Source organism: Bradyrhizobium pachyrhizi, from assembly GCF_029714545.1.
In the GTDB taxonomy this organism is placed as follows: domain Bacteria; phylum Pseudomonadota; class Alphaproteobacteria; order Rhizobiales; family Xanthobacteraceae; genus Bradyrhizobium; species Bradyrhizobium pachyrhizi.
This window is the reverse complement of sequence record NZ_CP121667.1, coordinates 6,366,655-6,393,217: the sequence shown is the minus strand read 5'-3', so window position 1 is coordinate 6,393,217 and position 26,563 is coordinate 6,366,655. Positions and strand designations below refer to the sequence as shown.

The following is a 26,563-nucleotide window of genomic DNA, read 5'->3' as shown; positions in this document are numbered from 1 at the left end:
GCGGCGCGTTAACGATCCCGGGGCGTTCGGTCGCAGGCCTCAATCGAGCTCCTGCTGGATGGTGCGGCCGAGCGCGAACAGGCGCTGATCGATGGCGGTCGGCACCTCGCAGACGAATTTCACCACGCGCCCGCGGTCCTCGAAGATGCGTGTCTCCCAGACCAGCTGGTTGCCGAGCTCGTCGACCTTGGCCTGGTCCGGCGGTGTCGCGTCCTGCAGCGCCTGCAGCTTGAGCGTGTCGTCGCGGATCTTCTCCGCGGCCTCGCGCTGCTTGCGCATCACGCGCTCGAGCCCGTTCATCACCGAGGCGCGCTGTCCGTTCAGCGTATCGAACAGGCCGGCAAACAGCAGCTTTCCGGCATTGGCCTTGTCGGCCGCGGCAGCTGACAGGAATTCGGTGATCTCCTTCTGCGCCTCCTCGAGCGGGACGCGGCGCGCCGCGAGCTTGATCGCGAGCGCGCTGACTTTCGGGTCGTCTTTCCACTTGGTCTCGGCATCGCCGAGTGGCGGCCCGGCCCAGACAGCCGCGAGCGAGATCTCGGGCACCTTGGCCTGTTGGCAAGGCCAGTCCGGATAGCGCGGGTCGGCAGCCGATGCGGCCTGGTTCGACAGAACCATCGCGAGCAGCGCGCCCAGTCCCGTTCGCCAGCCTGTCATGCCTCGCCTCCGCCGGGTCCGCGGCGCACCAGGCCGCGCGATGGATCGTAAGCCAGGATCGCGCCGATCATGAAGACGACGGCGCAGCCGCCGACCACCGCGAGCGAAACCCAGTTCATCTTGCCGTACAGCGCAAACCGGATCAGCTCCACCGCATGCGTGAACGGATTGCACTGGCAGATATAATACAGCATCGGACTGCCTTCCTGCACGCGCCACAGCGGGTAGAGGGCCGACGATGCGAAGAACATCGGGAAGATCACAAAGTTCATCACACCGGCGAAATTTTCCAGCTGCTTGATGCTGGCCGAGATCAGCATGCCCAGTGCGCCGAGCATCAGGCCCGACAGCACCAGCGCCGGAAGCACGGTGAGGTAGCCGATCGTCGGCGGCGCGATGTCCCAGAACCACGCGATGACCAGGAAAGCATAGACCTGGAGCAGCGACACCGCCGTGCCGGCGAGCAGCTTGCAGAACAAGAGATAGCCGCGCGGCAGCGGGCTGACCAGCAGCGTGCGCATGTTGCCCATCTCGCGGTCGTAGACCATCGACAGCGAGGACTGCATGCCGTTGAACAGCTGGATCATCGCCATCAGGCCGGGCGCGATATAGACCTCGTAGAGGATGTAAGTCTCGTAGGGCGGGATGATCGAGATGCCGAGCACCTGCCGGAAGCCGGCCGCGAAGATGAACAGCCAGACCAGCGGCCTGACCAGCGCCGACACGAAGCGCTCACGCTGATGCAGGAAGCGCAGCGCCTCGCGCCATACGATGCCGTTCAGGCAGACGATGTATTCCGACAGCGAGAAGCCGCTTCGCTCAGGCGTAACCGTCGTGCTGGTCATGACGTCGGTCTCCCCGCGAGTGTTGCCGTTCCGGTCAGGCGCATGAATGCGGTGTTGACGTCCTGGGCGCCAGCGTCCGCGATCACGCGCGACATCGGGCCGTGCGCCAGCATTCGGCCCTGATGCAGCACGACGAGGTCGTCGTTTGGCATGATCTCGTCGAACAGATGCGTCGCCCAGAGCACGCCGATGCCCTGTTCGGTGACGAGCTGCCGGACATGGTCGAGAATGTCGGCGCGGGCCTTGACGTCGAGCCCGACCGTGGCCTCGTCGAGCAGCAGCAGCCGGGGCCGGTGCAGCAGCGCGCGGGCGATCTCAAGCCTGCGCATCTGACCGCCCGAGAGATCGCGCACCTTGCTGGCGGCGCGGTCGGCAAGCCCGATGCGGCCGAGCACCTCGGCGCTGCGCAGCCGCGCCTCGCGCCGCGAGATGCCGTGCAGCGCGGCGTGATACAGCAGGTTCTGCGTCAGCGAGAGGTCGAGATCGAGCGTGCGCGGTTGGAACACCACGCCCATCAGCCGCAGCGCTTCACCCGGCGTCCGGCTGATGTCGTGGCCGAAGATCTTGATCTGGCCGTTCTGGATGCCGAACAACCGCGTCACCAGCGAGAACAGCGTGCTCTTGCCGGCGCCATTGAGGCCCAGCAGCGCGGTGAAGCTCGCAGACTGAACCGCGAAACTGACATCGATCAAGGCGCGGCGCGGACCGTAGCTGTGGCTGACATTGCCGATCGACAGCGCCGGCTGCACGGCCGCGGCTGTTCCAGGGCCTGCATCCGGCGAGAGCTGGCTCGCGATATGGGCGTCGGTTGCGGTCATGGCTGCGCGATCGTGATCCCCCAGGGCAGTTCGCCGACCTGAATGGTCTTGATCACCTTCTGGGATGCAACGTCGATCACCGAGACGTCGTTGGAGACACCGTTGGTAACCAGCAGATATTTTTCGTCCGGAGTGAAATCCATGTGCCAGACCCGCTGGCCGACCAGGAGATATTTGAGGACCTTGTGGCTCGTGCCGTCGACCACGGCAACGCGGTTGGCGGGGCCGAGCGCAACGAATGCGGTCTTGCCATCCTTGGTCATGCCGATGCCGACCGGCTGGATCGCCTCGTTGCGCAGGCCCGGAATCTCGAAGGTAATCTTGCCGGTCACCTCGCGCTTGACCGGATCGATGATCGACACCGTGCCGCCGATCTCGGAGGACACCCACAATTCGGAGCCGTCGCGCTTGAACTGGGCGAAGCGCGGCCGCGAATCGACCAGCACGTTGGCGACGATCTGGCGCGTCGACGTGTCGATGAAATGCGCCATGTTGGTGGTCTCGGAGGTGTTGATCAGGATCTTGCCATCCGGGCTGATCGTCATGCCCTCGGGCTCGACGCCGACCTGGATGTCGCCGATCCGGGCGCGCTTTTCGAGATCGATCACGGTGACCGTGTTGTCGTTCTCGTTGGCGACATACATGGTCTTGCCGGCGGCATCCTGGGTGAACAATTCAGGGTCGGGACCGGAGGGCAGGGTGTCGACGATCTCCTGGGTCTTGGTATCGATCACCTGGATCGTGTCGTCGTCGCCGACCGCGACCATCACGAACTTGCCGTCGCGCGAGAACTCGATGCCGCGCGGCCGCTGGCCGACCTTGATGGTTTTGGTTACGGTCCAGCTGTTGGTGTCGATCACCGTGACGGTGTTGCCCTTCTCGTTGGAGACGTAGGCAACGAAGGCGGACGCCGGTGTCGCGGCAAGCCAAACGAGCATCCCGGTCAACAGACAGCGGCGCCACATGCGTTTCATCTCCCTCACTGCAGCTTGCACTTCGTTTCAGGCCGGTCAACTCCGAGCGTGTCGAGTTCGGAGACCTGATGCAGGAAACCTTCCTGCGGCGAGACCGAAACGACCATACGACCATCGGCCAGCAGGATCGGCTGGCGGAGCTGCAGATTCCAGTCTCGCAGGGTCAATCGCGTGCCCTTGAAGGCGGCAATCGAGAAATCCTTGCCCTTGAGGAAGGCGATGACCTTCTTGGGGTCCCCCGAATTGGTGCGGGATGTGGCTTCCCCGATCATGCGCGCGGCGGTCCACGCCTGCATGTCGAGCGCGGTCATGCGGCGCATGTTCAGCTTGACGAAACGGTTCTGAATCTGGACCGCGCCCCACTGGTCATGCGCCGCATCCCAGCTGGTCGGCACCAGGCCCGCCGAGCCCGCCACCGGACGCGGGTCCCAGGTGCGGTACGGCAGATAGTTTGCGAATACCTCGCTTTCGTCGGCGGCGACCAGCACGTCGTAAGCCGGCGCCTGCTGGGTGAACACCGGCATCTGGCGCTGGATCAAGGTCACGCCGCTGTCGGTGCGGCGCGCGCCGCCGGTGTCCTCGAAGGTCCGCTCCTGAACGATCTTGGCGCCGAAACGGGTGGCGGCGCGGCGCAGCGCGTCGGCGTAAAGCTTGTCCTGATCATGCGAGCCGACCACCAGCAGCCAGCGCTTCCACTGCTTCCACACCAGATATTGGCCAAGCGCATCCGCCAGCATCGAGCGGGTCGGTGCGATGTGGATCACATTGGTGCGGCAGTCCTGCTCGCGCAGCCGATCGTCGATCGCGCCGGCGTTGAGCAGCACGGTGCCGCGGTCGCGCAGCACGTCGGCGATCTTGAGCAGGGCATCGGCGGGCAGGTCGGTGATGATATAGTCGTTGCGGCCGGCGAGGTCGGCCGCGATCTTGGCGACATCATCGCTGTCCTTGACCTTGACCTCGTCGAGCACGAAGCGCTGGTTGAGGAATTTTCCGGTGGTATTGTTATCCTCGATCGCAAGACGCGCGCCGGCGATGCCGTCATTGTCGGCGGGCTGCTCGACCAGCGAGAGCGTCGATCTGACGCCGGTATGGCCGAGATAGCCGATATGAACTTCGACGGGATCAGCCGCCAGCGCGCCGGTCGCCACCATGCTGAGCGCGATCGTGCCGATCAGCCATCGCAACATAACTCCTCCCGCAGTCTTTTTTCACTCGGCATGACCTTCGGAAATCCGGCTTCCACGCCGTTGACTTGCAAGATGCCGGAATTGGCCTAGCTTGCAACCCCGCTTTTTGTCGTTGCGACGTTACAAATTACGATTGGTTCACAATCATGAGATCAGCGTTTGCCTTCGCCGTTTCTTTGCTGGTGGTGTCTGCGACGGCAGCGCGCGCCGAGCCGCCCAAGCTCGCGGTGTTCGACCTCGAGATGATCGACACCAGCCTGCAGGGGGAAGTGAGCGGGCCACGCAGTGATGAGCAGGCGCGGCTGCTCCGGGCCGGCGATCAGGTGCGCAAGGAGCTCGCGGACTCCGGCAAGTTCCGCGTGCTCGACATCGCGCCGGTCAATGCTGCGGCGCATGGCAGCAATCTTCAGGCCTGCGGCGGCTGCGATGTGAAGCTGGCCGGCGAACTGGGCGCTGATCTCGTGATGACGGGCGTGGTGCAGAAGGTCTCCAACCTCATCCTCAACATCAATCTCTATCTGCGCGACGTGCATAGCGGGCAATTGCTGGCAGCGGCGAGCGCCGACATGCGCGGCAATACCGACGAATCCTGGTCGCGTGCCACCGACTATCTCGTGCGCAACCGCCTGCTCGCGCCGAACTACGGCGCGCCGCAGGCGCGGTAGCCTGCGCGCACGAATGGACCTCCGTCATCCTGAGGTGCGAGCCTTGCGGCGCATTTGCGCCGTTGGGCGAGCCTCGAAGGATGAATCGGCCCGGTTTCAGCCACACGTAGAAATTCGGGCCGTGCATCCTTCGAGACGGCCGCTTCGCGGCCTCCTCGGGATGACGGGATGAACGGACTGCGTGACACTCAAGCCTTTAGCCGTGCGGCGTGCCAGCGCAGATGATCGGCCATGAAGGTCGAGATGAAGTAGTAGCTGTGGTCGTAGCCCGGCTGACGGCGCAGGGTGAGGGGGATGTTGGCCTTCTCACAGGCGGCCTTCAGCAATTCGGGCCGCAACTGCTCGGTGAGGAAGCCGTCGGCATCGCCGTAGTCGACCAGCAGATCGGAGAAGCGGGCACCGTCCTCGATCAGGGCAACGGCGTCGTGCTTGCGCCACGCCTGCTTGTTGCTGCCGAGATACCCGCCGAGCGCCTTGTTGCCCCATGGCACCTGCGACGGCGCCACGATCGGCGCGAACGCGCTCGCCGCGCGATAACGATCGGGATGGCGCAGCGCGATCGTCAGCGCACCATGGCCGCCCATGGAATGACCGAGGATCGACTGCCGCGTCGTGTCGACCGGGAACTGCGCGGCGATCAGCTTGGGCAATTCCTCGGTGACGTAGCTCCACATCCGGTAATTGGTCGCGAACGGCTGCTCCGTCGCATCGATGTAGAAGCCAGCCCCGAGCCCGAAATCGTATGAATTGGCGGGATCGCCGGGGACGCCTTCGCCGCGCGGGCTGGTGTCGGGTGCGACGAAGATCAGGCCGAGCTCGGCGCATGCCTGGCGGAATTCGCCCTTTTCGGTGACGTTGGCGTGGGTGCAGGTCAGGCCCGACAGATAGGTGACGACGGGCAGCTTGGTGTCGGCCGCATGTTCAGGGACGAACACCGAGAAGGTCATGTCGGTCTTGGTCTCGCGGCTTGGGTGCCGATAGACGCCTTGCGTGCCGCCATGCGACTTGTTCTGGGAAACCGTCTGCATTGTCGTGTTCCTCTTGGTTGGAGCGCTGCGTCAGGCGACGCCGCTCTCGATCGCCAGCCGCACCAGCTCTGCCGAAGTGCGCACGCCAAGCTTCTGGCGCATGATCGATGACGTGTTTGCGACCGTCTTGTATGATGAATGCACCAGCCAGGCGATCTCCGACAGGCTCTTGCCGGAACTGAGCAGGCGCAGGATCTCCATCTCGCGCGAGGTGAGCTTGGAGAGCGGATTTTGCGCAAAGCCCGGCCGCGCAAACGCCACGTTGCGCGCGATCGCCGGCGGCAGATAGACGCCGCCATTGCCGACCTCGCGCACCGCTTCCACCAGATCGTTGGGATCGCCGGTCTTCGAAACGTAACCCTTGGCGCCGATGTCGATGGCGCGGGCGGCGAACACCGGGTCGTCGTTCATGCTGAACATGATGAGGCGCGCAGATGCATCATGCGTCAGGATGCGGCGCGCCAGCTCGAAGCCTGAGACCGTCGGCAGGTTGATGTCAATCACGCAGAGATCGGGCTTCTCCGCGACGAACGCCCGTTCGCCGCTTTCGGCATCCGCCGCTTCCAGCAGCGTGATCTCGGGATCGTCGGCGAACACGGTGCGGCAACCGGAGGCAACGATGGGATGATCATCAACGATCAAAATGCGCATGGCGTTGTTCCGGCGACCTGCTTCGATTCACTCATCATCACGTCGGTTTGCGCGAAGGACAGGTCGGTTCCGACCGGTTGTGCACCTCGTGCGGGATTGCGATAGGGTGCGATTAGATAGCCGGGCAAATTTGGCTGTCAACGATCCTCTCGGAGGAGGGATCGCGGTCGGGGGCAACGTCATGTGGCAAAAGCTATCTTTGCGCGCGCGGATCAACCTGCTGCTGGCGCTGATCCTGGCGCTTGGCCTCGGCATTAATATTGCGCGGCTCGTGCTGGAAGCGGGGCCGCGTGTCCAGGCCGAGGACCAGAGCGTGATCCGTCTGGCGCGTGAATTCGTTGCGACGATCGTGGCCGGTCTCGACGAGGCGCCGGATCCCGATGCGCGGCTCGATCAGATCGTCCAGGACCTGAGCCGGCTGCGTCATGTCAGCATCACGCGGCAGGATGGCGCAACCGCAAAATCCCCTGACCGCCCCGAGGGCGCCGGCGATCCGCGCGCTCCGCCGCAGTGGTTCGTCGCGCTGGTTCATCCCGAGCAGACCTCGGTGCGGGTACCGATCTCGGTGCACGGCAAGCCGCAATCGCTGGTCATTACCTCGCATCCCGACGACGAAATCGCCGAGATCTGGGACGGCATCGTCACCCAGCTCGAGGTCGGCTCCGCGATCGCGGTGGCGCTGCTTCTGGTCACCATGCTGGTGGTCGGCCGCGCGCTGGCGCCGCTGGAGGCACTGTCGCAGGCCATGACCGGCATCGAGGCCGGGGACTACGACGCACGCGTCGAGCCCGGCGGATCGCCGGAATTGGCCGCGATCTGTGCCAAACTGAACCATCTGGCGGCGACCCTTGGCGATGCCGTGGAGGGTAAGCGGCAGCTCGCGGAGCGCGCGGTCTCGCTGCAGGATTCCGAGCGCAAGGAGATCGCGCGCGAATTGCACGATGAGTTCGGGCCCTATCTGTTTGCCTTGCGCGCGCATGCCGGTGCGCTGACCCGGCTGTCGGAAGTCGAAAAGCCGGACCGTGCGGCCTTGCGCAAGCACGGCAACGCCATCCTCGAGCAGGTCAACGCACTCCAGCAGTTCACGCGCCGGATCCTGGAGCGATTGCGGCCAGCCGGACTGGCCGAGCTCGGGCTTGCGGAAGCGCTCGGCGCGCTGGTGCGGCTGTGGAGCGAAACGCACCCGGAGGTGGAGATCGAGAGCCACATCTCGCCGGCGCTCGGCGATACCGGCGAGATGGCCGACCTCACGATCTATCGCATCGTCCAGGAGGCGCTCACCAACGTGTTCCGCCATGCCGGCGCGACAGCGGTCGATATCACGATCGAACCGGCGGACCGGCAGGCCGGCCTACGCGGCAGCCGCGACTGCGCGCTCGTGCGGGTTCGCGACAATGGCCGCGGCCTGCTGAGGGATCACAGGCTTGGCCGCGGTTTGACCGGGATGCAGGAGCGGATCCTCGCGCTTGGCGGCACGCTTAACATCAATTCCAGCGATGATGGCGTGACGGTCGAGGCGCTCGTGCCAAAGGCCGCACAGTCCTAGACGATTGGCTGTTGCCAATATCTGAAAGCCGCCCAAGCCAGCGCCACTGCGCCGGCAATCCAGAGTACGACGATCGCGATCATTCCCGCCCGGCTGGTCGGACGCTGCAAGACGGCGCCGGCCTTGGCACGGCATTCCGCCATCACCTCGTCCGGCACGAGCGAGATCGCAAGCCAGATGCCCAGCGGCAGCAGGATCAGATCATCGAGATAGCCGATCACCGGAATGAAATCCGGGATCAGATCGATGGGCGACAGCGCATAGGCCGCGACGGCGACGGCAAGGGCCTTGGCATACCAGGGCACGCGCGGATCATGCGATGCGAGATACAGCGCAACGCTGTCCCGTTTGAGGTTGCGTGCCCAAACCTTGATCGAGGACAGCCTGGTTGAGGACAACTTGATTGGAGAAAGTCTGTTGGCGGACGGCATGGCGCAACGCCTGCACGTCGGACGGAACCGCTATTCCAGCACCACATCGGCCGGCATGCCGCCGTGCAGGCCCTTGTGGACGGAGGAGGGCGCGATGCCGAAATACTTCCGGAAGACGCGGCTGAAATGCGACGAGCTCGAGAAGCCCCAGGAGAACGCAACGTCGGTGATGGTCTTGCCGTTCTGGGACTCCAGCTCCTGCCGGCAGTTCTGCAGCCGGGCCTTCCAGATGTAGTCGCTGACCGTCATGCCGCGATCGCTGAACAGCATGTGCAGATAGCGCTTCGAGCAACCGAGCGCCGCGGAAATGCGGTCGATGCAGAGATCCGGATCGCGCAGATGCTCGCGGATGAAGCCCTGGGCCCGTACATAGGTAGCCTCGGCGCTGCCGCGATCGAACATCGCGCCGGTCTCGCGCAGCGGCAACAGCAGCAAGTCGATCAGCGCATCAGCCACGCCGACGGCGTTGACCGGCGTCAGCGTCGGTGCCTCGCCGAAGGCGGCATGGACGAAATCATAGGCGATGCGGCCGGTGCCGTTGCGCGCCGACAGCTTGCACGGTGCCATCTTGGAGAGCTGGAAGCCGCGCTCCTTGAGCAGGTCCTTCGGCACGATGACAACCTCGTGCCGCGTCAGCGACGGGCTGATGATGGTGTGCGGACACGACACGTCATAGGCGAAGCAGTCGCCCGGCATGATGTCGAAGTGCAGGCCGTCCTGCTCGAAATGCGAGACGCCGTGGGTCTGGAACACGATCTTGATGTAGGGGTGTTCGCTCAGCTTGATGCGCGAGATGGTGTGCGCGATCCGGTGCTGGCTTGCCTCGATCTGACACAGCTTCAGGCGCGATACCGTCGTGAAATTGACCCGGGCTTCGAGCGAGGATCCTTCCAGCGCATCGACGTCGAACTGGCCGCAAAGGTCAGTGAGCGCATCCGACCAGCGCTGAATCTGCCGCTTGGGCGTCAATCCGTTCGTGCTGAGAGAATGGACTGTATCGGACATCTTTCCAGCCACCGATTCGATCCCCACGTGACTGCTCACCGAGCTTAAGTCTGGCCCGGGATGATGCGCCTTCTCCCTGATTCTGAATAGCTTAGGGAGGCGGCGGGATTTCTTCCCGGTTAATGTCGGGTGATCCTCCGACTTAGTTCTGGGCTCGTCAAGCGCAACCTTAGCACGCGTCAATCTGGCATCCGGATCGCGCCGGCCGCGATTGATGCCCTGCAACATGAAGCATGCTTTCCAGCCAATTCAGGGCCGGGCGACAAAAATCTGACGAAGCTTCGCTTTTGAGCAAACGGCTCTTCTCTTTTGGGCAAGTCAGCGCGTTTCAAGAGGACTACGACTGGGGCACCAAAATGGAAGAAGTGGGGCCGTTTCGGCGGAAACCCTTGAGCTCTTGAACCTGGGAGGAAATCCACGATGCGCAAGATGCTTTACGCGACCGGTCTTGGGGCAATGGCGGTATTTGCCGCCGGAGCGGCCAACGCCAATGACGAACTCCACAAGATGTCGCAGAACCCGAAAGACTGGGTGATGCCGGCCGGAGACTACGCCAATCAGCGTTACTCCAAGCTGAATCAGATCAACGCCTCGAACGTCGGAAAGTTGCAGGTCGCCTGGACGTTTTCGACCGGCGTGCTGCGCGGCCACGAGGGTGGCCCGCTGATCATCGGCAACATCATGTACGTCCACACCCCGTTCCCAAACAAGGTCTATGCTCTTGACCTTTCGCAGGACAACAAGATCGTCTGGAAGTACGAACCGAAGCAGGATCCGAACGTCATTCCGGTGATGTGCTGCGACACGGTCAACCGCGGCGTTGCCTATGGCGACGGCAAGATCTTCCTGCACCAGGCCGACACCACGCTGGTGGCGCTCGATGCCAAGACCGGCAAGGTCGAATGGACGGTGAAGAACGGCGATCCCAGCAAGGGCTCGACCGGCACCTCCGCGCCGCTGGTGGTCAAGGACAAGGTGCTGCTCGGCATCTCCGGCGGCGAGTTCGGCGTCCAAGCTCATGTGACCGCTTACGACATCAAGACCGGCAAGCAGGTCTGGCGCGGCTTCTCGGAAGGCCCGGATGACCAGCTCCTGGTCGACGACAAGACCACCGAGCTTGGCAAGCCGATCGGCAAGGATTCGAGCTTGAAGACCTGGCAGGGCGATCAGTGGAAGATCGGCGGCGGCGCGACCTGGGGCTGGATCTCCTACGATCCCGAGCTGAACCTGGTCTATTACGGGTCGGGCAATCCCTCGACCTGGAATCCGAAGCAGCGTCCCGGCGACAACAAGTGGTCGATGACGATCTGGGCGCGCAACCCGGATACCGGCGTCGCCAAGTGGGTCTACCAGATGACGCCCCATGACGAATGGGACTATGACGGCGTCAACGAGATGATCCTCTCGGATCAGACGATCGACGGCAAGGCGCGCAAGCTGCTGACGCATTTCGACCGCAACGGCCTCGGCTACACGCTCGATCGCGCCACTGGCGAACTGCTGGTCGCCGAGAAGTACGATCCGAAGGTGAACTGGACCTCCGGCGTCGACATGAAGAAGGACTCGCCGACCTATGGTCGCCCGAAGGTTCTTGACGCCGCGTCGACCGACAAGGCGGGCGAGGACGTCAACGTGAAGGGCATCTGCCCGGCAGCGCTGGGCTCGAAGGACGAGCAGCCGGCAGCCTACTCGCCGGACACGCAGCTGTTCTACGTGCCGACCAACCACGTCTGCATGGACTACGAGCCGTTCAAGGTGAGCTACACCGCAGGTCAGCCCTATGTCGGCGCGACGCTGTCGATGTATCCGCCTCCCGGTGAGACCAACATGGGCAACTTCATCGCCTGGGACGGCAAGACCGGCAAGATCGTGTGGTCGAACAAGGAGCAGTTCTCGGTCTGGTCGGGTGCGCTCGCGACCGCCGGCGGCGTGGTGTTCTACGGCACGCTGGAAGGCTACCTGAAGGCTGTCGACGCCAAGACGGGCAAGGAGCTCTACAAGTTCAAGACCCCGTCCGGCATCATCGGCAACGTCACTACCTATGAGCATGGCGGCAAGCAGTACGTCGCCATTCTGTCGGGTGTTGGCGGTTGGGCAGGCATCGGCCTCGCGGCTGGTTTGACTGATCCGACGGCCGGTCTCGGCGCAGTCGGCGGCTATGCCGCGCTGAGCAACTACACTGCGCTCGGCGGAACGCTCACCGTGTTCTCGCTGCCGCAGCAGTGAGCTGAGCAACCTCGTTCCGGCGCATGGAGCGATCTCCATGCGCCGGTCCGTCTTCAATCTGCACGCGAGGATATGCTTTTGCGTAAGATCTGGTTTGTGAGTGCTGCGATCTTTGTCGTGGCAATGGGTGGAGTTGCCTCCGCCGAGGACGCTGGCGACCCGACCGCCGTCAAGTCCGAGGACGGCAAGTATCTCGACAAGGATGGAAACCCGACGTTCAAGGTTACGGCCGACGGCACGACGGACTGGTACACCTACTCCGGCTACCGCCGCTATCATTCGGAGTGCCATGTCTGCCACGGCCCCGACGGCATGGGATCGACCTATGCGCCGGCGCTGGCGAATTCGCTGAAGACCATGAGCTACGCGGATTTCATGGGCGTGGTCGCGAGCGGACGCAAGAACGTTTCCACGGCGCAGGAGAACGTGATGCCGGCGTTCGGCGATAACCCCAACGTTGCCTGCTACATGGACGACCTCTATGTCTACCTGCGGGCCCGCGCCAATGACGCGGTTGGGCGTGTTCGGCCGGCCAAGCACGAAGACAAGTCGGAAGCCTATGGAAAGGCGGAAGACGCCTGCATGGGCCACAACGACAAGAAGTGAGCCCGTCCGGTGCGAACGAGAAACCTGTTTGACGTTTTGTGGAGACCAAGATGAAGACCCGCGCCGCAGTCGCATTTGAAGCAAAGAAGCCGCTTGAGATCGTCGAGCTCGATCTGGAGGGTCCCAAGGCCGGCGAGGTCCTGGTCGAGATCAAGGCGACGGGCATTTGTCACACCGATGCCTACACGCTCGACGGCTTCGACAGCGAGGGCATCTTTCCCTCGATCCTCGGGCACGAAGGTGCGGGCATCGTTCGCGAGGTCGGCGCCGGCGTGACGTCGGTCAAGCCGGGCGATCATGTGATCCCGCTCTACACACCGGAATGCCGGCAGTGCAAAAGCTGCCTGAGCCAGAAGACCAATCTCTGCACCGCGATCCGCGCCACCCAGGGCAAGGGCGTGATGCCCGACGGCACCTCGCGCTTCAGCTACAAGGGCAAGACGGTCTTCCACTATATGGGCTGCTCGACCTTCTCGAACTTCACCGTGCTGCCCGAGATCGCGGTGGCCAAGATTCGCGAGGACGCTCCGTTCGACAAGAGCTGCTACATCGGCTGCGGCGTCACCACCGGTGTCGGCGCGGTCGTCAACACCGCCAAGGTGACGCCGGGCTCCAACGTGGTCGTGTTCGGCCTCGGCGGCATCGGCCTCAACGTGATCCAGGGCGCCAAGATGGTCGGCGCCGACAAGATCATCGGCGTCGATATCAATGACTCCAAGGAAGCCTGGGGCAAGCAGTTCGGCATGACGCATTTCGTCAATCCGACCAAGGTGGGCGGCGACATCGTCCAGCACCTGGTGGGCCTGACCGACGGCGGTGCCGACTACACCTTCGACTGCACCGGCAACACCAACGTGATGCGGCAGGCGCTGGAAGCCTGCCATCGCGGCTGGGGCGTCTCGGTGGTGATCGGTGTCGCGGAGTCCGGCAAGGAGATCGCGACCCGGCCGTTCCAGCTCGTCACCGGACGCGTCTGGAAGGGCACGGCCTTCGGCGGCGCGCGCGGCCGCACCGACGTGCCGAAGATCGTCGACTGGTACATGGGCGGAAAGATCCAGATCGATCCAATGATCACCCACGTGCTGAAACTCGACGAGATCAACAAGGGCTTCGACCTGATGCACGAGGGAAAATCGATCCGTTCGGTCGTCGTATTCTGAAATCAAAACACCAAGCACTAGGAGGATAGGTCAATGACTGTTCATATCCACCCGTCGGTCGACAATGGCGTCAAGCAAGGCTCCGGCAGTTTTGCCGGCGGCACGCTGGTCTGCAAATGCGCGGACAAGCCGGTCAAGGTCGGCATCAAGGGCGACGTCGCCCACAACCATGCCTGCGGCTGCACCAAATGCTGGAAGCCTTCGGGCGCCACCTTCTCGGTGGTCGCGGTAGTGCCGCGCGAGAACGTCACCGTGCTGGAGAACGGCGACAAGCTGAAGATCGTCGATGCGGCGGCGGTGATCCAGCGCCATGCCTGCACCGGATGCGGCACCCACATGTACGGCCGGATCGAGAACAAGGGCCATCCGTTCTATGGCCTCGATTTCATCCATCCCGAGCTGTTCCAGGAGTCCGGCTCGGCAGCGCCCGGATTTGCCGCCTTCGTGTCGTCGGTGATCGAGTCCGGCGTCAAGCCGGCCGATATGGCCGGGATCAGGTCGCGGCTCAAGGAGCTTGGGCTCGAGCCCTATGATTGCCTGTCGCCGCCGTTGATGGACGCGATCGCCACCCACGTGGCGAAGTCCAAGGCGGCGTGACGACGGCACCGTGACAAAGGCGGCCTGACCGACTCGCCTTGACGAGATCCTGCGCCGGCAGAGGGTCTGCCGGCGAGGGATATGCTGGTAGTACCCGTGACCTTGAACCTTGCATGCCCTGCGGACGACCACAGGGCATGCATTTTATTTTCCGCTTTGCCCTCGTCCTTTCCCCGATCCTGCTGCTTTCGCCGGCTCGCGCCGCGTCGCCGGAAGACCGCTATATCGCCGCGCGTGACGCCGCGATCGCCAAGCTGTCGAACGACAACAAGATCAATGAGGCCGTCGACAAGGCCGAGGCGGCCGCGCGCGACGAGCTGAAGGGGCAGCTGACGGCCATCCTGTCCCAGCCCGCCCGGCCGGGCTTTGCTCACGCCCAGCTCAACCTCGACACTCTATACAAGGGCGATATGGGGTTCGGCATGCTGGACGGCCTGCGCTTCGATGCCGACACCGGCAGGGACGGGGCAAAGATCGGAGAAAAGCGTGCCGACGGCAGCTTCGTCGAGCCAAAAGCCCATATCATCGTCACCACCGAGTCTCTGTTCACGCGCTGGCTGCACGAACACAAGACCTGGTGGGACAAGGGCAGCAAGAACGTGCCGCAGCAGGTCGATGCCGCCCTGAAGTTCGAGGGCCTCTACACCCAGGCGATTTCGACCGATGCCGCGGTGGTCAATTTCGACGACCTGCCGATCGCCAAGCCGGCGTCGGCCACTCTGGCTTACGGCTTCCTGGCCGGCCGCACCCAGGATTCGTTCCCCGACAAGGCCGACGAGGTGTTCGTGTCGGCGCTCGCCGACGGCAAGATGTATGTCGCCTATGGCGAGATCGAGCCGGCGGTGCAAGTGCCGGCCTGCACCGCGATCCGCACCGACTACAACCAGAAGGCCGATGCGGCGGCCGAGAAGCTCGAGCGCAAGCAGATCAGCAGGCAGGCCTATGACAAGCTCGGCGACCTGCACCAGCAGGGCGAGGATGCGTTCAAGCGCTGCTTCACCGAGCGCGCGCCGCAACAGCCGGCCTTCGCCGCGGCCACCAGGCAGGCCCAGGCACTGCTCGAGGCGGCGATCGGCAAATAGCCCGGCAAGCTATTCCCACTCGCCAAACAGCAGACACATCCACGCCACCTGCAGGATCGGCCAGGCGGCAAATGCGATACACAGCAGCCCATTGCCGAGCGGCTTGCCTTGTCGGCGCACCCGGATCAGGGAAGCGACCCCGAATGGAACGAGAAGAAATGTCGGTGCGAAAATCGCGCCGTATAAAATGACGAGCTCCGCATGCGCGGCAATGCCGTCCTGCATGCTGGATTGCAGCAAGCAGAAGTAGATGACGAGGAGAACGGGGGCGAACAGGGCCGCCGATGCGGTCGGCGAAAATCCTGATGCAGCGATGCCGGGCATCAGCATCCATCGCCGGATGATGATCCACCCCGCTGAGAACATGATGATCAGCGGCAATCCCAGCTTCAACAGAACGTCTTGCGCGTTCAGGATGCTCGTCAGATAGAGTGCCACAGGAATCTCCGTGAGTTGCGATATGCGTGCCTCGATCGTTCGCGATTCACGCCGAGCCATTGCCGCCTCTCTTAACAAGATGGCGGCGGCCGTGACGGACTTTGTCATGCAGAATTCGCGCTTTGTCGTGCAGGGTTCGTGGAGACGACGGAGAGAGGCGCCGCAAATGACGCGGCCCGGATTTGATCGGTAGGCATCGCGAGCCTATCTTCCCCGAAAGTTCAGCATCCCCGGGGAGACGCCATGACCGCCATTACTCCGTTCCGCATCGCCGTCAGCGACGATGTCCTCGAGGATCTGCGCAGCCGGCTGCGCCGGACCCGCTGGCCGGAAGCCGAACTGGTCGACGACTGGAGCCAGGGCGCGCCGCTGCAATGGATCAAGGACGTCTGCCATTATTGGGCCGAGACCTATGACTGGCGGCAGCGCGAGGCGCGGCTCAACCGCTTCAGCCAGTTCACCACCGAAATCGACGGGCTCGACATCCACTTCATTCATGTCCGCTCGAAGCATCCGGAGGCGCGGCCCTTGATCATCACCCATGGCTGGCCGGGATCGGTGGTCGAATTCCACAAGGTGATCGAACCGCTGACCGACCCTGTCGCGCATGGCGGCCGCGCGGCCGATGCCTTCCACGTGGTGTGTCCGTCACTGCCGGGCTTCGGCTTCTCGGCCAAGCCTATAGCGACGGGCTGGGGCGTCGACCGGATCGCGACGGCCTGGGCCGCCCTGATGCAGCGGCTCGGCTACGCTAGCTACTTCGCGCAAGGCGGCGATTGGGGCTCCGCGGTCACCACCGCGATCGGCGGACAGGATGCTGCACACTGCGCCGGCATCCACATCACGCTTGCGATGTCGACCCGGCCCAATGTCGAGGGGCAGCCGACGCCGGAGGAGACGAGGGCGCTCAACGGCATCAAATATTATGCCGACTGGGATTCCGGCTATTCCAAGCAGCAATCCACCCGGCCGCAGACGCTAGGCTATGGCCTGACGGATTCCCCGAGCGGGCAGGCGGCCTGGATCCTGGAAAAATTCTGGGCCTGGACCGATTGCGACGGCCATCCGGAAAGCATCCTCGGCCGCGACGAACTGCTCGACAACGTCATGCTGTACTGGGTCACCGCGACGGCTGCGTCGTCGGCGCGGCTCTATTGGGAAAGTTTTGGGCCGGGCAAGCGAACCCCGCACAAGGTGAGCGTGCCGACCGGCGTTGCCGTGTTCCCCAAGGAGATCGTCACGCCGGTCCGCAAATGGATGGAGACAAACTTCACCAACATCCAGCACTGGAGCGAGATGCCGAAAGGGGGACATTTCTCGGCATTCGAGCAACCCGAGCTGTTCATCGGCGAGGTGCGCGAGTTCTTCGGGAAGCTGCGCTAAGCCTGACGCGTATGTTGGTCTGAAGCGGTTTATGACAGAATGCGCCGTGTAACGGAGGACGTCGGCGTGCTGCTTGATCCCCGCCTCGGCGACTTTGAGGACAATGCCGCAAGCCCGGAACAGCGTTCGTTGTTCGCGATCTTGGGTAGCCTTCTGGTTGAGATAAGCCCGGCGAAACTGTTGTTCGCCTGGACGGCTTCGCTTCTGCTTCCTGGCGTGCTGCTCGGCCTTGCGCCACTGGTCGCATCCGCCTGGATTTCGAGCCTTTCGCAACACGCTCTTGCCCTGTCCGAAGTGGGCGCCGTGCTGGCGCTGATTGTGATCGCGGGGTTGGGATGGCTCGGCGGGCGACCGCTATTTCAAATCGCGGAAACAAGCTTCTGGTCACTGAACGCGCTCGCGGTCCAACCGAGTTATGCCTTCACGCGCGAGGCACTGGGCCATCTGGCGGAGCTGCTTTGGCGCACCGGCGCAACTCCTGCCTCTCGCACGAGGCTGCGCCGCGGTTGCTCGGTCGGCGCCGGCATACTGCTCTCCGCGGGTGCGGCATTGATCGCGGCCCTAGTCTGGCCTGCCTCGCAATGGACTGCGACCATCAATGACCTTGTTCTGATCCATCGTCTGGTGTTGCCGACGTTCGCGAACGCCGTGGTGCTGGTGTGCTGCTATCTTGCGGTCGCGTCACTGGCCTGGAGCGTGGCCGATGCCAGTATGGAGCAACCGGCCGACCTGGCCGGATTCGACGCGCCGCCGTCCGGAGGACGCTGCTGGCGCCTTGCGCATCTGTCCGATCTTCACGTGGTCGGCGAGCGGTACGGTTTCCGCATCGAAAGCGGGACCGCCGGTCCGCGGGGAAACGAACAGTTCAATCGCGTGTTGGCTCGCCTTGCCGAAATTCACACCGTTGATCCGCTCGATCACGTGTTGATCAGCGGCGATATGACGGACGCTGGCCGGCCCGGCGAATGGGCGGAATTTCTCGATGCATTGGCAGGTCATCCCGAGCTCGCAGCACGCGTCATCATGCTTCCGGGCAATCATGACGTTAACGTCGTGGATCGTGCCAATCCTGCGCGCCTCGACCTGCCATTCAGCCCAGGCAAGCGGCTACGGCAGATGCGTACCCTATCGGCGATCGCGGCCGTCCAGGGCGATCGCGTGCGCGTCGTCGACGGTTCCGGAAAACCGTCGGCCACGCTGAACCAGGCACTGGCCCCTTATCGTGATCGGATAACACAATTTGCGCAGCACGGGGGCGTGCGCCGCGCAGCGGCGCTCCGCGGCCTGTTCGATGATCAATTCCCAATGATCCTGCCGCCGGACCAGGACGGCGGCCTCGGGATCGCCATTCTCAACTCCAACGCGGAAACCCACTTCTCCTTCACCAACGCGCTCGGTTTGGTTTCGGAAGCGCAAACGCGGCGGTTGGAGGCTGCGATCCGTCATTTTCCGACGACATGCTGGACCATCGCGCTACATCATCACGTGATGGAGTATCCCATGCCGGTGAAGACATTTGCCGAGCGCATTGGGACAGCCTTGATCAACGGCAGCTGGTTTGTACGCAGGTTGCAAAGGTTTTCCGATCGCTCGGTGGTGATGCACGGTCACAGGCATATCGATTGGATCGGTACATGTGGTGCGTCGAGGATCGTCTCGGCCCCGTCGCCGGTGATGGGGGCCGACGATGCAGCCAGCTATTTCTATATCCACAAAATGATGGTCGGCCCGGACCGGAAGCTCTGCCTCGCCGAGCCCGAGCGGGTTGAGATTGCCGCAAGCTAGGACGCTTCCGGCTTATCTTGGTGCGATCCGCCACACAGATCGGCTATCCATGCGGCCGACGGACTCTCGGCACAGAAGGTCAGAATAGCGAGCGTGATCGGCACACCGATGAAGGTCCCGAACAGGCCCCAAAGCGAGCTCCAGAAGAAGATTGCAAACAGCACCAGAAACGGCGAGATCGACAATGTCGAGCCGGCCACCCGCGGTTCGATATAGCTGCCTACCACGAACTGGATGACGTTGAGACAGGCGAACACGCCAAACACCGCGGGCCAACTCTCGAACTGCGTCATGGCCAGCAGCGTGGGGAACAGCGTCGCGATGAAAGGGCCGATGAAAGGAACGTAGTTGAGGACAAAGGCGATCACGCCCCATTCGAATGCGAATGGCAGCCCGGTGACAGCGGCGAACAGGCCGACCAGGAGGCCCGTGACCGCGCTCATCTGCGTCCGCACCAGCATATATTTACGAAACTTGGCGGCCGTCGCTTTGCTGCCCTTGAGCAGGACGCGCGCAGCTGTGCGATTCTCCAACCGCTGGATTCGTCGACCAGCGTCCTCGACCTCGAGAAGTCCCAGCACGACATAGACCAGTGCGATGAGCCAGAAACTCAACGTGGTGTTGACGCGGCCCGTGACGTATTGCGTGGTGCGCAGCAACCAGCCGACATTGAAATGCTCGGCCCAGACGCCGGCGAACGAGACGCCATGGCCGTCGAGCCAGATCACCGCGGCATCGTAGAAGGCCTGATACCGCGCCGCATCCGCAATCAAGGAGCGCCCGACGCGGCCGAACCCCCATGCTGCCAGCGAGGCAAACGCGATGCAGGTGGCAACCGTAACAACGACGGTAATGGCGAGCGCGAGGAGTTTCGGCAGCCACGACTGCAGCCGTTGCTGAACGGGCCAGACGATTGCGATGATGAACAGGGCGGCCGCAAGCGGGGCGAGCACGCTGCGCGCCTGAGCCACCGCCGCAATGACCAGCACCGCGGCGATGATGCCGGTCGTGATCTTCAACCCGCCAGCCATCCTTGGGTTACCCGATCTCCGTGAACGCAGACATTGTCAGTCTGTCTCGTAGCGCGACAAGACCGGGAAAATGGACCTGCGGCACAGCTACAGCAATCCTCGATAGATTCCCGGCGCGGAGCCTTCGATGGCCACCGCGCCGACAGCTTTCGTATAGAATTCCGCCGGCCCGACGCCGCCGATGATGGCGTAGCCGAACCCCTGGTGCTTCATGTCCTCGAGGCAGGCGAACAGCAGCGCCTTGCCAATTCCGCCCTGCTGCGCCTTCGGCGCGACGCCGGTCGGACCGAAGAAATTGCGACAGGCCGCGTCGTGGCAGGCGAATCCGAGGATCTTCTTTTGCTGGATCGCGATGAAGCAGGAGACCGGTTGGCGGCTGAACGCGACCTCGGTTTCGCTGGCCCACGCCTCGCTGAATGTCTCCCGCACCCAGGCCACCACCTTGTGCTTTTCCGGGGCGAGCGCGCGGCGCATGACAATTCCGGCCTTGAGCAATCGATCGTAGGCGGGCCGGGAATCGGGCAGGGCGTAGAGCTTGACGAGCATGTCCATCCGGCGAGCTTAATTGAAAACGCATCCCGCGGGCAAATCACGGGAGCAAGGTCGAGGCGCCGGACTACGATTTGCGTTGTTGCTTGTTCGCGGCCTTGTTCGAGGACATGGCTTCACGTGCAATCGCCCAGAAATACCCGCCGCAGAACGCAACAATCGCGACAATCACGCCGGCGGCGATCAGCTCTTGCATATCAGCGGTTCTCCAAGTAGGTGTATCTCGTTCATGTGGGAATTATGCCCACAAATACGCCGACGAAAAGGCAGATCGGTTTCGTGACGTAACGAGGCGGAGCGAATGCAATGGTGACGGTCAGCGCAGCAGACAGGCTCTTCGGGCGATCGCCGCTCTCGTCGTCATGGCCGGCGTCGGCTCGGCGCAAGCCGCCCGAACTCCCGATGTGTCGGATGCCAGTGGGAGCACCGTCTCTATGCCGACCGACACGCGGAGCCAGACGTCCGCGATGGATGGCGTGGTCCGCGCCGTCCAGCTTCCCGAGGGCGCTTCCGCGATCAGCGAAACCTACGGAGACTGGATCGTCAAATGCCAGCTCGACGGCGGGGCCAAGCTGTGCACCCTCGGGCAGACACAACTCGCTAAGGAGACCAATCAGCAAATCTTCGCCATCGAACTGATTCCCAGGGACGGAAAGGCCGAAGGCAACATATTGATGCCGTTCGGGCTGAAGTTCGACGCCGGCGCCGTCCTCAGGCTGGACGGCAGGGATCTGGAGCAGACGCGCTTTTCCACCTGCACGGCGCAAGGTTGCTTGCTGCCGATATCGTTTCCCGCGGTCGTGACCGACACTATCAGCAAGGCCAAAATGCTCACCGTTGCCGCGCAGAACATCAGCAACGGGCAGGCTGTCGTCTTTAACGTCCCCCTCAACGGCTTCGCCGCGGCGCTGGAGCGCACCATTCAGCTCGGAAGCTGAGCGGCACGACGCTCCGCGCCCACCGCACGATGGCTGCGACAAATCACCCCGACGGGCAAAATCCCGCTTCCGTCGTCGGGCAAATCAGTGATCCAATTCCGCCCGTCTCACCCGATAGAGGGGCGCTTCGCGGTCGTCACGAACGTGGGTCGAGATGCGGTGGACGCCGATTGCGCAACTGACGAGTGCGCATGAAGCGGACGGTGAAGTCGTGTGGTCCTGACGCCCTAGCGGCAGGTGTCTTTTCGCATTGCGCGATGCGCGTTGCGAAGGCGGTGACAAACAAGCCCAGTCTCGCCGGGGAGAGCACGAAATAAGCCGTAGCCCATCGCGCAGGGAAAGCCGGGTCGTTTCCGGTTACACCTGTGGTCCTACCCCCGAGCTTTCTACCCATTGCTCGGGGCCCATGGGTGCGATCGGCACCCGGCTTTCCCTGCGCCCTCTTCAACAGAGAGGGCGGAACGAAGAGCAAAGCTCGGGCGAAACACGCCGCGAGAATGCGGATGTGTGACTCACAGATCGTGCAACAATTTCAGCGTCGTCCCGGCGAAGGCCGGGATCCATTACCACGAATGCGAATTGTTGCGCGACGCTGGGGCCACGGCCTGTTTGTCGACAAAGCTACCCTGTGGTTATGGGTCCCGGCCTTCGCCGGGACGACGAATGGAGAACGCCTGCGCCGGCGTTCGCTCTCAATCCCGATACGACGGATCCGCGCGGTCGAGCTTGCGCAACAGCGCGGGCCAGGCGAGTTCGCCGTTGCGGGCGGCGCGGCCGGGCTTCGGCAGCATCCGCTCATAGGTGTCTTCGAGGATATTTTGCGGCGGATAGATCAGCTTGGTGTTGCAGGACAGCGCCATCACCTGGGTCTGGCAGGCGCGCTCGAGGCGGAACAGCACGTTGAAGGCGGCGGGCACGGTGCGGCCGACGACCAAGAGGCCATGGTTGCGCAGGATCATCGCCTCGTTGTCGCCGAGGTCGCGGACGAGGCGTTCGCGCTCGTCGACATTGTCGGCGATGCCCTCGAAGTCGTGATAGGCGATGTGCAGGAAGCGCATCGAGGTTTGTGCCAGCGGCAGCAGGCCGCATTCCATCGCCGAGACCGCCATGCCGGCCGGGGTATGGGTGTGCGCGACGCAATCCATGTCGTGCTTGGCCATGTGGATGGCGCTGTGAATGACGAAGCCGGCGACATTGACGTCGTAGTCGGTCGCGTTGAGCAGCGTGTTGCCCTCGACGTCGACCTTGATCAGGCTGGAGGCGTCGATCTCCTCATACAGCATGCCGTAGGCGTTGATCAGGAACTGGTCGGTGGTGCCGGGCACGCGGCAGGAGATGTGGTTCGCGATCATCTCGGTCATGCCGTACATCGCCGTCAGCCGATAACAGGCGGCAAGATCGACGCGGGCCTGCCACTCCTCGGCGCTCACCTGCTCGCGAACCGATTTGACGACCTTGATCGCGGGCGAGCTGACGGGGGGATTCATGGCGCTCTCTCCTTGAGAAATCTGCGGGGCCGCGGCCCGATCGTTGCGGCGGACCATAGCAGAATCCGCGCGGCGGCAAGCTGCGCTGCACCTGTTTATTTGCAGGTCTGTCGGGCAAAAACCGAATGCGGATTGGCGCGCCGCGCGTTCAATGCCACAATGCGGAAAACAGCCGAGGCGCACCAAATGAGCGATCGCAAGATACGTATCGCCGTCCTGCATTTCTCCCACGAAACCGTCTCGTTCCTGCCGAACGAGACCACGCTCGACGACTTCATCTATCCAGGCTCGCCGGCCAAAGGCGAGGCGCTGCTGCAGTTCGATCCCAAGAACTATATGGGCGGCTTCGTGCAGGTGGCGCGCGAGTTCTCCGAGGTCGAGCTGGTCGGCATCGAATCCCCGCTCTGGCCGAAGACCTACACCGGATCCGGCTGGATCACCGAGGAAGCCTATCGCACCTTCACCGGCAAGATGATCGCCGGATTGAAAGAGGAGGGACCGTTCAACGGCGTCTATCTGTGCCTGCATGGCGCGATGGCCTTGCGCGGCGTGCCGCGTCCCGAAGCCGATCTGGCGCGGCAGGTCCGCGACGTGGTAGGCCGCTCCGCCTTCATTGCGGCGACGTTCGATCCTCACGGCAACGAGGATGAGGCGTTCCTCGAGCACGCGGACATGGCGTTCGCTGTCAAATATTTCCCGCATTATGACGCGCATCTGCAGGGTGAACGCGCAGCGCGCATGCTGGTGCGGGCGATCCGCGGCGACTACAAGCCGGCGCACAGGACGATCAAGGTTCCCGTGATCTCGCCCACCGTGCTGCAATGGACCGGAGCGCGGCCGTGGATGGATCTCGTGCAGCGCGCGCTGATCTGGGAGGCGCGCGAGGTCGACGTCTACGTAAACATCTTCTTCGGCTTCCCGTTCGCCGACGTTCCCGATGTCGGCATGACCGTGCAGGTTCTGACCAACGACAATCCAAAGCTCGCCGAGCAGGTCGCGCGCGATCTCGCCGGCACGATCTGGCGGCTGCGCGAAGCCTTGCTGCAATCGACCAGGCTGTACAGCATCACCGAGGGTGTTGCGCTGGCCAAGCAGGCCGTCGCCGCTGGCAACACACCGGTGGTGCTGGCCGATCACAGCGACCGGTCGGGGTCGGCGACCTGGCTGCTGTGTGAGATCATCGCGCAGGACCTCGCCAACACCGTGATCGCGACCATTACCGACGCCAGGGCGACCGCAAGCCTGAAGGCCGCCGGCGCCAAGGCCGGCGATGCCTTCGACATGGAGATCGGCGGCCGCGCTGACGAGTCGGCGGGCGATCCGGTTCGGATTCAGGGCACGGTTTCGGCGGCGGGCGAGGGCTATGGCCAGTTCTGGGTCTGCGTGCGCTTCGGCCGCAATAATGTGCTGATCCTGTCCACCTATCTGGTGCAGGTTATGGAGCCGTTCTCGCTGAAGGCGCTGGTGCCCGACATCGGCGCCTTCGACGTGATGGCGATCAAGTCTCGGGTCCATTTCCGGCGCGGCTTCGACGACAATGGATTTGCCAAGACGATCCTCCTGGTCGAACCCGACGAGCCGTTCCTCGGCACGACGCGGCTGGACAAGCTGCCGTACAAGAACGTCGATCTCGCGCAGTTCTATCCGTACGGCAAACCGGCGTTTTTGGAGCCATCGTCATGACAGGGGAACGCTATCGCCTGATCGGCTCGACCGCCTCGCCCTATGCGATCAAGTTGCGCGCGCTGATGCGCTACCGCCGGATCCCGCACGACTGGGTGATCATGACCAAGGCGCTGCGCGACGCGACCGCGCATCTGAAGCCGATGCTGATCCCGGTGCTGCAATATCCCGACGGCAGCTACCGCGGCGAGACCACGACGCTGGCCTATGATCTGGAAGTGCGCCACCGGGGACGCTCGGTGATCCCGGAGGACAAGGCGGTCGCATTCGTCTGCGACCTGCTTGAGGACCTCGCCGACGAATGGGCGGTGAAGCCGCTGTTTCTCTATCGCTGGTGGGATCCGGAAGATCAGGCCTATGTCTCGCGCTGGGCCGGCGAGGAGTGGTCGACATCGGAGGCCGAGGTCGGCAGCCGCGAGGAGATCGAAGAGTTCCGGCAGCGGCAGATTTCGCGCATGGTCATTCTCGGCGCGACGGATGAGAACAGGCCGCTGCTCGAGGAGAGCTACCGGCGCACGCTCGCGGCGTTCGAGCCGCATGTCGGCATGAGGAGCTATCTGTTCGGCAGCCGGCCGTCGCTGGCGGATTTCGCCTGGTTCGGCCAGCTCAGCGAGATGGCCACCGACCCGACCCCGATGCGGATCATGCGCGAGCGCGCGCCGTTCACCGATCACTGGGTGCGGCGGCTTGACGATGCGTCAGGTGTCAAGGGCGACTGGTATCCGCGTGAGCAGGCGCTTGGCGGGTTCGCCGAGGCGCTGCTGCGGATCGCCGGCGAACTTTATCTACCGTTCCTGGCCGCCAATGCGGATGCGTTTGCGAAGGGCCTCGAGCGGCTCGAGATCAATGTCTGGGGACTGCCCTATGCACTGGCGCCGTTCAAATATCAGGTCAAGTGCCTGCAGCAGTTGCGCGAGAAGTTTGCCGCGCTCGATGCCGGTGAACGTGCGGCGTTGAAGCCCGTGTTGGAACGCACCGGGTGCTGGGCCATCCTGGTTGGAGGCTGATCGATCGGCAATGCTAACCAGCTTCGAGACGGCCGGCGCCTACGTCCGGTGCCTGCTGCCGAGCGCGACCGCGATCGTCTCCGGCTGCTTGATCCGCTCGATCAGCATGTCGATGCGGTCGCCGCCCCAGAACAGCTCGCCGTTGAACACCATGCTGGGAACGCCGAACACGCCGAGCGCTTCGGCCTCGTCGATGATGCGATCATGTTCGGCGCGGGCAGGGCCGCGAACATAGGCCTCGAAGGCGTCGGAGGAGCCGCCGACCGCGGTGATCACGCCGGCAATCTCCGAAAGCTCGTCGATCTCCAGCTCGTGGTTCCAGAACTTCCGGAACACCGTATCGTGATAAGGCCGGAACAGCCCGTGACGCTGCGCGAACAGCATGCCGGCGCTGGCGTAGAAGGCGTCGTATATCCGGCGCGGGCCCTTCATGGTCAGTCCCTGCGCGTTGGCGAACCGGCGCGCATCCATGTAGGCGTAGCGCACCTTGCGCCAGAAGTGCGGCGTGCGCTCCTCGACCGTGCCCATGAATTCCGGAATGCGCAGCGTGTAGGGCAGCCATTCCAGCTCGACGCCGTATGTCTCCTCGAGTTCGAACAGCCGCTTGTTGGCGACATAGGCATAGGGAGACTTGTAGTCGGTGTAGATTCGGACCCGCGGCTTTTCCATCATCTTTCCTCATCCCTGTCGCGACAATTGTTCCCGATCCCGTGCGGTGGCGCAATGCGGCGTGACGAAGGGGAGATCGCGGGCAAACGAACGGGCCCCGGTGCAGTCAAGCATC

The 26,563-nt window shown here is 63.5% G+C and carries 27 protein-coding genes; 12 read left to right on the top strand and 15 right to left on the bottom strand.

The genetic code is table 11. The features are described from left to right. Positions 1-39: 39 nt before the first annotated feature. Genes QA639_RS30390 through QA639_RS30370 form a run of 5 tightly spaced genes read right to left on the bottom strand, consistent with a single transcriptional unit; the run spans position 40 to position 4,481 of the window. Positions 40-657 carry a hypothetical protein gene (locus QA639_RS30390; protein ID WP_076834158.1) on the bottom strand — a complete coding sequence of 206 codons (618 nt, stop codon included), beginning with the start codon at positions 655-657 and terminating at the stop codon, positions 40-42. After that, the gene (locus tag QA639_RS30385; protein ID WP_157345266.1) at positions 654-1,502 is read right to left on the bottom strand and encodes an ABC transporter permease; all 849 of its coding nucleotides are present in this window, start codon (positions 1,500-1,502) and stop codon (positions 654-656) included. Before QA639_RS30385 ends, QA639_RS30390 begins: the two co-directional genes overlap by 4 nt. Continuing rightward, positions 1,499-2,320 carry an ABC transporter ATP-binding protein gene (locus QA639_RS30380; protein ID WP_283087932.1) on the bottom strand — a complete coding sequence of 274 codons (822 nt, stop codon included), beginning with the start codon at positions 2,318-2,320 and terminating at the stop codon, positions 1,499-1,501. The genes QA639_RS30385 and QA639_RS30380 overlap by 4 nt, the downstream gene beginning before the upstream one ends. Then, positions 2,317-3,294, bottom strand: a complete 978-nt coding sequence (locus QA639_RS30375) for a YVTN family beta-propeller repeat protein (RefSeq protein WP_157345263.1) — start codon at positions 3,292-3,294, stop codon at positions 2,317-2,319. Before QA639_RS30375 ends, QA639_RS30380 begins: the two co-directional genes overlap by 4 nt. 5 nt (positions 3,295-3,299) lie before the next feature. After that, entirely contained in the window at positions 3,300-4,481 is a 1,182-nt protein-coding gene (locus QA639_RS30370) for an ABC transporter substrate-binding protein (protein ID WP_157345261.1), read from the bottom strand. Positions 4,482-4,627: 146 nt separating this feature from the next. Here QA639_RS30370 and QA639_RS30365 point away from each other — a divergent pair, with 146 nt between their 5' ends. After that, entirely contained in the window at positions 4,628-5,146 is a 519-nt protein-coding gene (locus QA639_RS30365; protein ID WP_157345259.1) for a DUF3280 domain-containing protein, read from the top strand. Between the two features lie 188 nt (positions 5,147-5,334). Here QA639_RS30365 and fghA read toward each other — a convergent pair whose 3' ends face one another. Next, positions 5,335-6,174, bottom strand: coding sequence for an S-formylglutathione hydrolase (gene fghA / locus QA639_RS30360; protein WP_157345257.1), 840 nt, complete (start codon positions 6,172-6,174; stop codon positions 5,335-5,337). A gap of 30 nt (positions 6,175-6,204) precedes the next feature. Beyond that, the gene (locus QA639_RS30355) at positions 6,205-6,825 is read right to left on the bottom strand and encodes a response regulator transcription factor (RefSeq protein WP_016847801.1); all 621 of its coding nucleotides are present in this window, start codon (positions 6,823-6,825) and stop codon (positions 6,205-6,207) included. 181 nt (positions 6,826-7,006) lie between these two features. Between QA639_RS30355 and QA639_RS30350 the strand changes: the two genes are divergently transcribed. After that, on the top strand, positions 7,007-8,371 hold the full coding sequence (locus tag QA639_RS30350; RefSeq protein ID WP_157345255.1) for a histidine kinase: 1,365 nt from the start codon (positions 7,007-7,009) through the stop codon (positions 8,369-8,371). Here the strand turns inward: QA639_RS30350 and QA639_RS30345 are convergent. Beyond that, positions 8,368-8,802 (bottom strand): YkvA family protein, encoded by a 435-nt coding sequence (locus QA639_RS30345; RefSeq protein WP_050383917.1) that lies wholly within the window; start codon positions 8,800-8,802, stop codon positions 8,368-8,370. The genes QA639_RS30350 and QA639_RS30345 overlap by 4 nt on opposite strands. Before the next feature lie 30 nt (positions 8,803-8,832). Beyond that, positions 8,833-9,807: a helix-turn-helix domain-containing protein gene (locus QA639_RS30340; protein ID WP_016847804.1), complete on the bottom strand. Its 975-nt coding sequence runs from the start codon at positions 9,805-9,807 to the stop codon at positions 8,833-8,835. Between the two features lie 420 nt (positions 9,808-10,227). Between QA639_RS30340 and xoxF5 the strand changes: the two genes are divergently transcribed. The 5 genes from xoxF5 to QA639_RS30315 all read left to right on the top strand — a co-directional run bounded on the left by xoxF5 (position 10,228) and on the right by QA639_RS30315 (position 15,478). Further along, a complete protein-coding gene (gene xoxF5 / locus QA639_RS30335) occupies positions 10,228-12,033 on the top strand; it encodes a lanthanide-dependent methanol dehydrogenase XoxF5 (RefSeq protein WP_028336921.1) in 1,806 nt (601 codons plus the stop codon). 123 nt (positions 12,034-12,156) lie between these two features. Continuing rightward, the gene (locus QA639_RS30330; protein ID WP_038376554.1) at positions 12,157-12,639 is read left to right on the top strand and encodes a c-type cytochrome, methanol metabolism-related; all 483 of its coding nucleotides are present in this window, start codon (positions 12,157-12,159) and stop codon (positions 12,637-12,639) included. A gap of 50 nt (positions 12,640-12,689) precedes the next feature. Continuing rightward, positions 12,690-13,799, top strand: coding sequence for an S-(hydroxymethyl)glutathione dehydrogenase/class III alcohol dehydrogenase (locus tag QA639_RS30325; RefSeq protein ID WP_024580243.1), 1,110 nt, complete (start codon positions 12,690-12,692; stop codon positions 13,797-13,799). A gap of 33 nt (positions 13,800-13,832) precedes the next feature. After that, positions 13,833-14,396: an S-(hydroxymethyl)glutathione synthase gene (gene gfa, locus QA639_RS30320; RefSeq protein ID WP_016847312.1), complete on the top strand. Its 564-nt coding sequence runs from the start codon at positions 13,833-13,835 to the stop codon at positions 14,394-14,396. Positions 14,397-14,533: 137 nt separating this feature from the next. Further along, positions 14,534-15,478 carry a hypothetical protein gene (locus QA639_RS30315; protein ID WP_157345253.1) on the top strand — a complete coding sequence of 315 codons (945 nt, stop codon included), beginning with the start codon at positions 14,534-14,536 and terminating at the stop codon, positions 15,476-15,478. Positions 15,479-15,487: 9 nt separating this feature from the next. Here QA639_RS30315 and QA639_RS30310 read toward each other — a convergent pair whose 3' ends face one another. Next, entirely contained in the window at positions 15,488-16,024 is a 537-nt protein-coding gene (locus QA639_RS30310) for a hypothetical protein (protein WP_157345252.1), read from the bottom strand. A gap of 135 nt (positions 16,025-16,159) precedes the next feature. Here QA639_RS30310 and QA639_RS30305 point away from each other — a divergent pair, with 135 nt between their 5' ends. Next, positions 16,160-17,299, top strand: coding sequence for an epoxide hydrolase family protein (locus QA639_RS30305; RefSeq protein WP_157345250.1), 1,140 nt, complete (start codon positions 16,160-16,162; stop codon positions 17,297-17,299). Positions 17,300-17,365: 66 nt separating this feature from the next. Beyond that, on the top strand, positions 17,366-19,084 hold the full coding sequence (locus QA639_RS30300; RefSeq protein WP_346283705.1) for a metallophosphoesterase family protein: 1,719 nt from the start codon (positions 17,366-17,368) through the stop codon (positions 19,082-19,084). Here the strand turns inward: QA639_RS30300 and QA639_RS30295 are convergent. The 3 genes from QA639_RS30295 to QA639_RS30285 form a co-directional block, all read right to left on the bottom strand. Further along, complete coding sequence (locus QA639_RS30295; RefSeq protein WP_157345245.1) at positions 19,081-20,115, bottom strand: AI-2E family transporter; 1,035 nt, start codon at positions 20,113-20,115, stop codon at positions 19,081-19,083. The genes QA639_RS30300 and QA639_RS30295 overlap by 4 nt on opposite strands. A gap of 87 nt (positions 20,116-20,202) precedes the next feature. Continuing rightward, positions 20,203-20,667 (bottom strand): GNAT family N-acetyltransferase, encoded by a 465-nt coding sequence (locus tag QA639_RS30290; protein ID WP_057020554.1) that lies wholly within the window; start codon positions 20,665-20,667, stop codon positions 20,203-20,205. 64 nt (positions 20,668-20,731) lie between these two features. Beyond that, positions 20,732-20,860, bottom strand: a complete 129-nt coding sequence (locus QA639_RS30285; protein ID WP_283087931.1) for a hypothetical protein — start codon at positions 20,858-20,860, stop codon at positions 20,732-20,734. Positions 20,861-21,098: 238 nt separating this feature from the next. Between QA639_RS30285 and QA639_RS30280 the strand changes: the two genes are divergently transcribed. Beyond that, complete coding sequence (locus QA639_RS30280) at positions 21,099-21,602, top strand: invasion associated locus B family protein (protein ID WP_244978612.1); 504 nt, start codon at positions 21,099-21,101, stop codon at positions 21,600-21,602. Between the two features lie 692 nt (positions 21,603-22,294). Here QA639_RS30280 and QA639_RS30275 read toward each other — a convergent pair. Continuing rightward, entirely contained in the window at positions 22,295-23,089 is a 795-nt protein-coding gene (locus QA639_RS30275) for a class II aldolase/adducin family protein (protein WP_021080321.1), read from the bottom strand. A gap of 186 nt (positions 23,090-23,275) precedes the next feature. Between QA639_RS30275 and QA639_RS30270 the strand changes: the two genes are divergently transcribed. Next, positions 23,276-24,772 (top strand): M81 family metallopeptidase, encoded by a 1,497-nt coding sequence (locus tag QA639_RS30270; protein WP_283087930.1) that lies wholly within the window; start codon positions 23,276-23,278, stop codon positions 24,770-24,772. Next, complete coding sequence (locus tag QA639_RS30265) at positions 24,769-25,779, top strand: glutathione S-transferase N-terminal domain-containing protein (RefSeq protein WP_283087929.1); 1,011 nt, start codon at positions 24,769-24,771, stop codon at positions 25,777-25,779. Before QA639_RS30270 ends, QA639_RS30265 begins: the two co-directional genes overlap by 4 nt. A 39-nt stretch (positions 25,780-25,818) precedes the next feature. Here the strand turns inward: QA639_RS30265 and QA639_RS30260 are convergent, their stop codons facing one another. Continuing rightward, positions 25,819-26,448 (bottom strand): 2-hydroxychromene-2-carboxylate isomerase, encoded by a 630-nt coding sequence (locus QA639_RS30260; RefSeq protein ID WP_283090647.1) that lies wholly within the window; start codon positions 26,446-26,448, stop codon positions 25,819-25,821. Positions 26,449-26,563: the final 115 nt, after the last annotated feature.

Excerpts from the sequence above, each read along its gene's own strand:
- QA639_RS30390 (WP_076834158.1), bottom strand. The coding sequence starts at position 657 with ATGACAGGCTGGCGAACGGGACTGGGCGCGCTGCTCGCGATGGTTCTG.
- QA639_RS30385 (WP_157345266.1), bottom strand. The coding sequence starts at position 1,502 with ATGACCAGCACGACGGTTACGCCTGAGCGAAGCGGCTTCTCGCTGTCG.
- QA639_RS30380 (WP_283087932.1), bottom strand. The coding sequence starts at position 2,320 with ATGACCGCAACCGACGCCCATATCGCGAGCCAGCTCTCGCCGGATGCA.
- QA639_RS30375 (WP_157345263.1), bottom strand. The coding sequence starts at position 3,294 with ATGAAACGCATGTGGCGCCGCTGTCTGTTGACCGGGATGCTCGTTTGG.
- QA639_RS30370 (WP_157345261.1), bottom strand. The coding sequence starts at position 4,481 with ATGTTGCGATGGCTGATCGGCACGATCGCGCTCAGCATGGTGGCGACC.
- QA639_RS30365 (WP_157345259.1), top strand. The coding sequence starts at position 4,628 with ATGAGATCAGCGTTTGCCTTCGCCGTTTCTTTGCTGGTGGTGTCTGCG.
- fghA (WP_157345257.1), bottom strand. The coding sequence starts at position 6,174 with ATGCAGACGGTTTCCCAGAACAAGTCGCATGGCGGCACGCAAGGCGTC.
- QA639_RS30355 (WP_016847801.1), bottom strand. The coding sequence starts at position 6,825 with ATGCGCATTTTGATCGTTGATGATCATCCCATCGTTGCCTCCGGTTGC.
- QA639_RS30350 (WP_157345255.1), top strand. The coding sequence starts at position 7,007 with ATGTGGCAAAAGCTATCTTTGCGCGCGCGGATCAACCTGCTGCTGGCG.
- QA639_RS30345 (WP_050383917.1), bottom strand. The coding sequence starts at position 8,802 with ATGCCGTCCGCCAACAGACTTTCTCCAATCAAGTTGTCCTCAACCAGG.
- QA639_RS30340 (WP_016847804.1), bottom strand. The coding sequence starts at position 9,807 with ATGTCCGATACAGTCCATTCTCTCAGCACGAACGGATTGACGCCCAAG.
- xoxF5 (WP_028336921.1), top strand. The coding sequence starts at position 10,228 with ATGCGCAAGATGCTTTACGCGACCGGTCTTGGGGCAATGGCGGTATTT.
- QA639_RS30330 (WP_038376554.1), top strand. The coding sequence starts at position 12,157 with ATGGGTGGAGTTGCCTCCGCCGAGGACGCTGGCGACCCGACCGCCGTC.
- QA639_RS30325 (WP_024580243.1), top strand. The coding sequence starts at position 12,690 with ATGAAGACCCGCGCCGCAGTCGCATTTGAAGCAAAGAAGCCGCTTGAG.
- gfa (WP_016847312.1), top strand. The coding sequence starts at position 13,833 with ATGACTGTTCATATCCACCCGTCGGTCGACAATGGCGTCAAGCAAGGC.
- QA639_RS30315 (WP_157345253.1), top strand. The coding sequence starts at position 14,534 with ATGCATTTTATTTTCCGCTTTGCCCTCGTCCTTTCCCCGATCCTGCTG.
- QA639_RS30310 (WP_157345252.1), bottom strand. The coding sequence starts at position 16,024 with ATGACAAAGTCCGTCACGGCCGCCGCCATCTTGTTAAGAGAGGCGGCA.
- QA639_RS30305 (WP_157345250.1), top strand. The coding sequence starts at position 16,160 with ATGACCGCCATTACTCCGTTCCGCATCGCCGTCAGCGACGATGTCCTC.
- QA639_RS30295 (WP_157345245.1), bottom strand. The coding sequence starts at position 20,115 with ATGGCTGGCGGGTTGAAGATCACGACCGGCATCATCGCCGCGGTGCTG.
- QA639_RS30290 (WP_057020554.1), bottom strand. The coding sequence starts at position 20,667 with ATGGACATGCTCGTCAAGCTCTACGCCCTGCCCGATTCCCGGCCCGCC.
- QA639_RS30285 (WP_283087931.1), bottom strand. The coding sequence starts at position 20,860 with ATGCAAGAGCTGATCGCCGCCGGCGTGATTGTCGCGATTGTTGCGTTC.
- QA639_RS30280 (WP_244978612.1), top strand. The coding sequence starts at position 21,099 with ATGCCGACCGACACGCGGAGCCAGACGTCCGCGATGGATGGCGTGGTC.
- QA639_RS30275 (WP_021080321.1), bottom strand. The coding sequence starts at position 23,089 with ATGAATCCCCCCGTCAGCTCGCCCGCGATCAAGGTCGTCAAATCGGTT.
- QA639_RS30270 (WP_283087930.1), top strand. The coding sequence starts at position 23,276 with ATGAGCGATCGCAAGATACGTATCGCCGTCCTGCATTTCTCCCACGAA.
- QA639_RS30265 (WP_283087929.1), top strand. The coding sequence starts at position 24,769 with ATGACAGGGGAACGCTATCGCCTGATCGGCTCGACCGCCTCGCCCTAT.
- QA639_RS30260 (WP_283090647.1), bottom strand. The coding sequence starts at position 26,448 with ATGGAAAAGCCGCGGGTCCGAATCTACACCGACTACAAGTCTCCCTAT.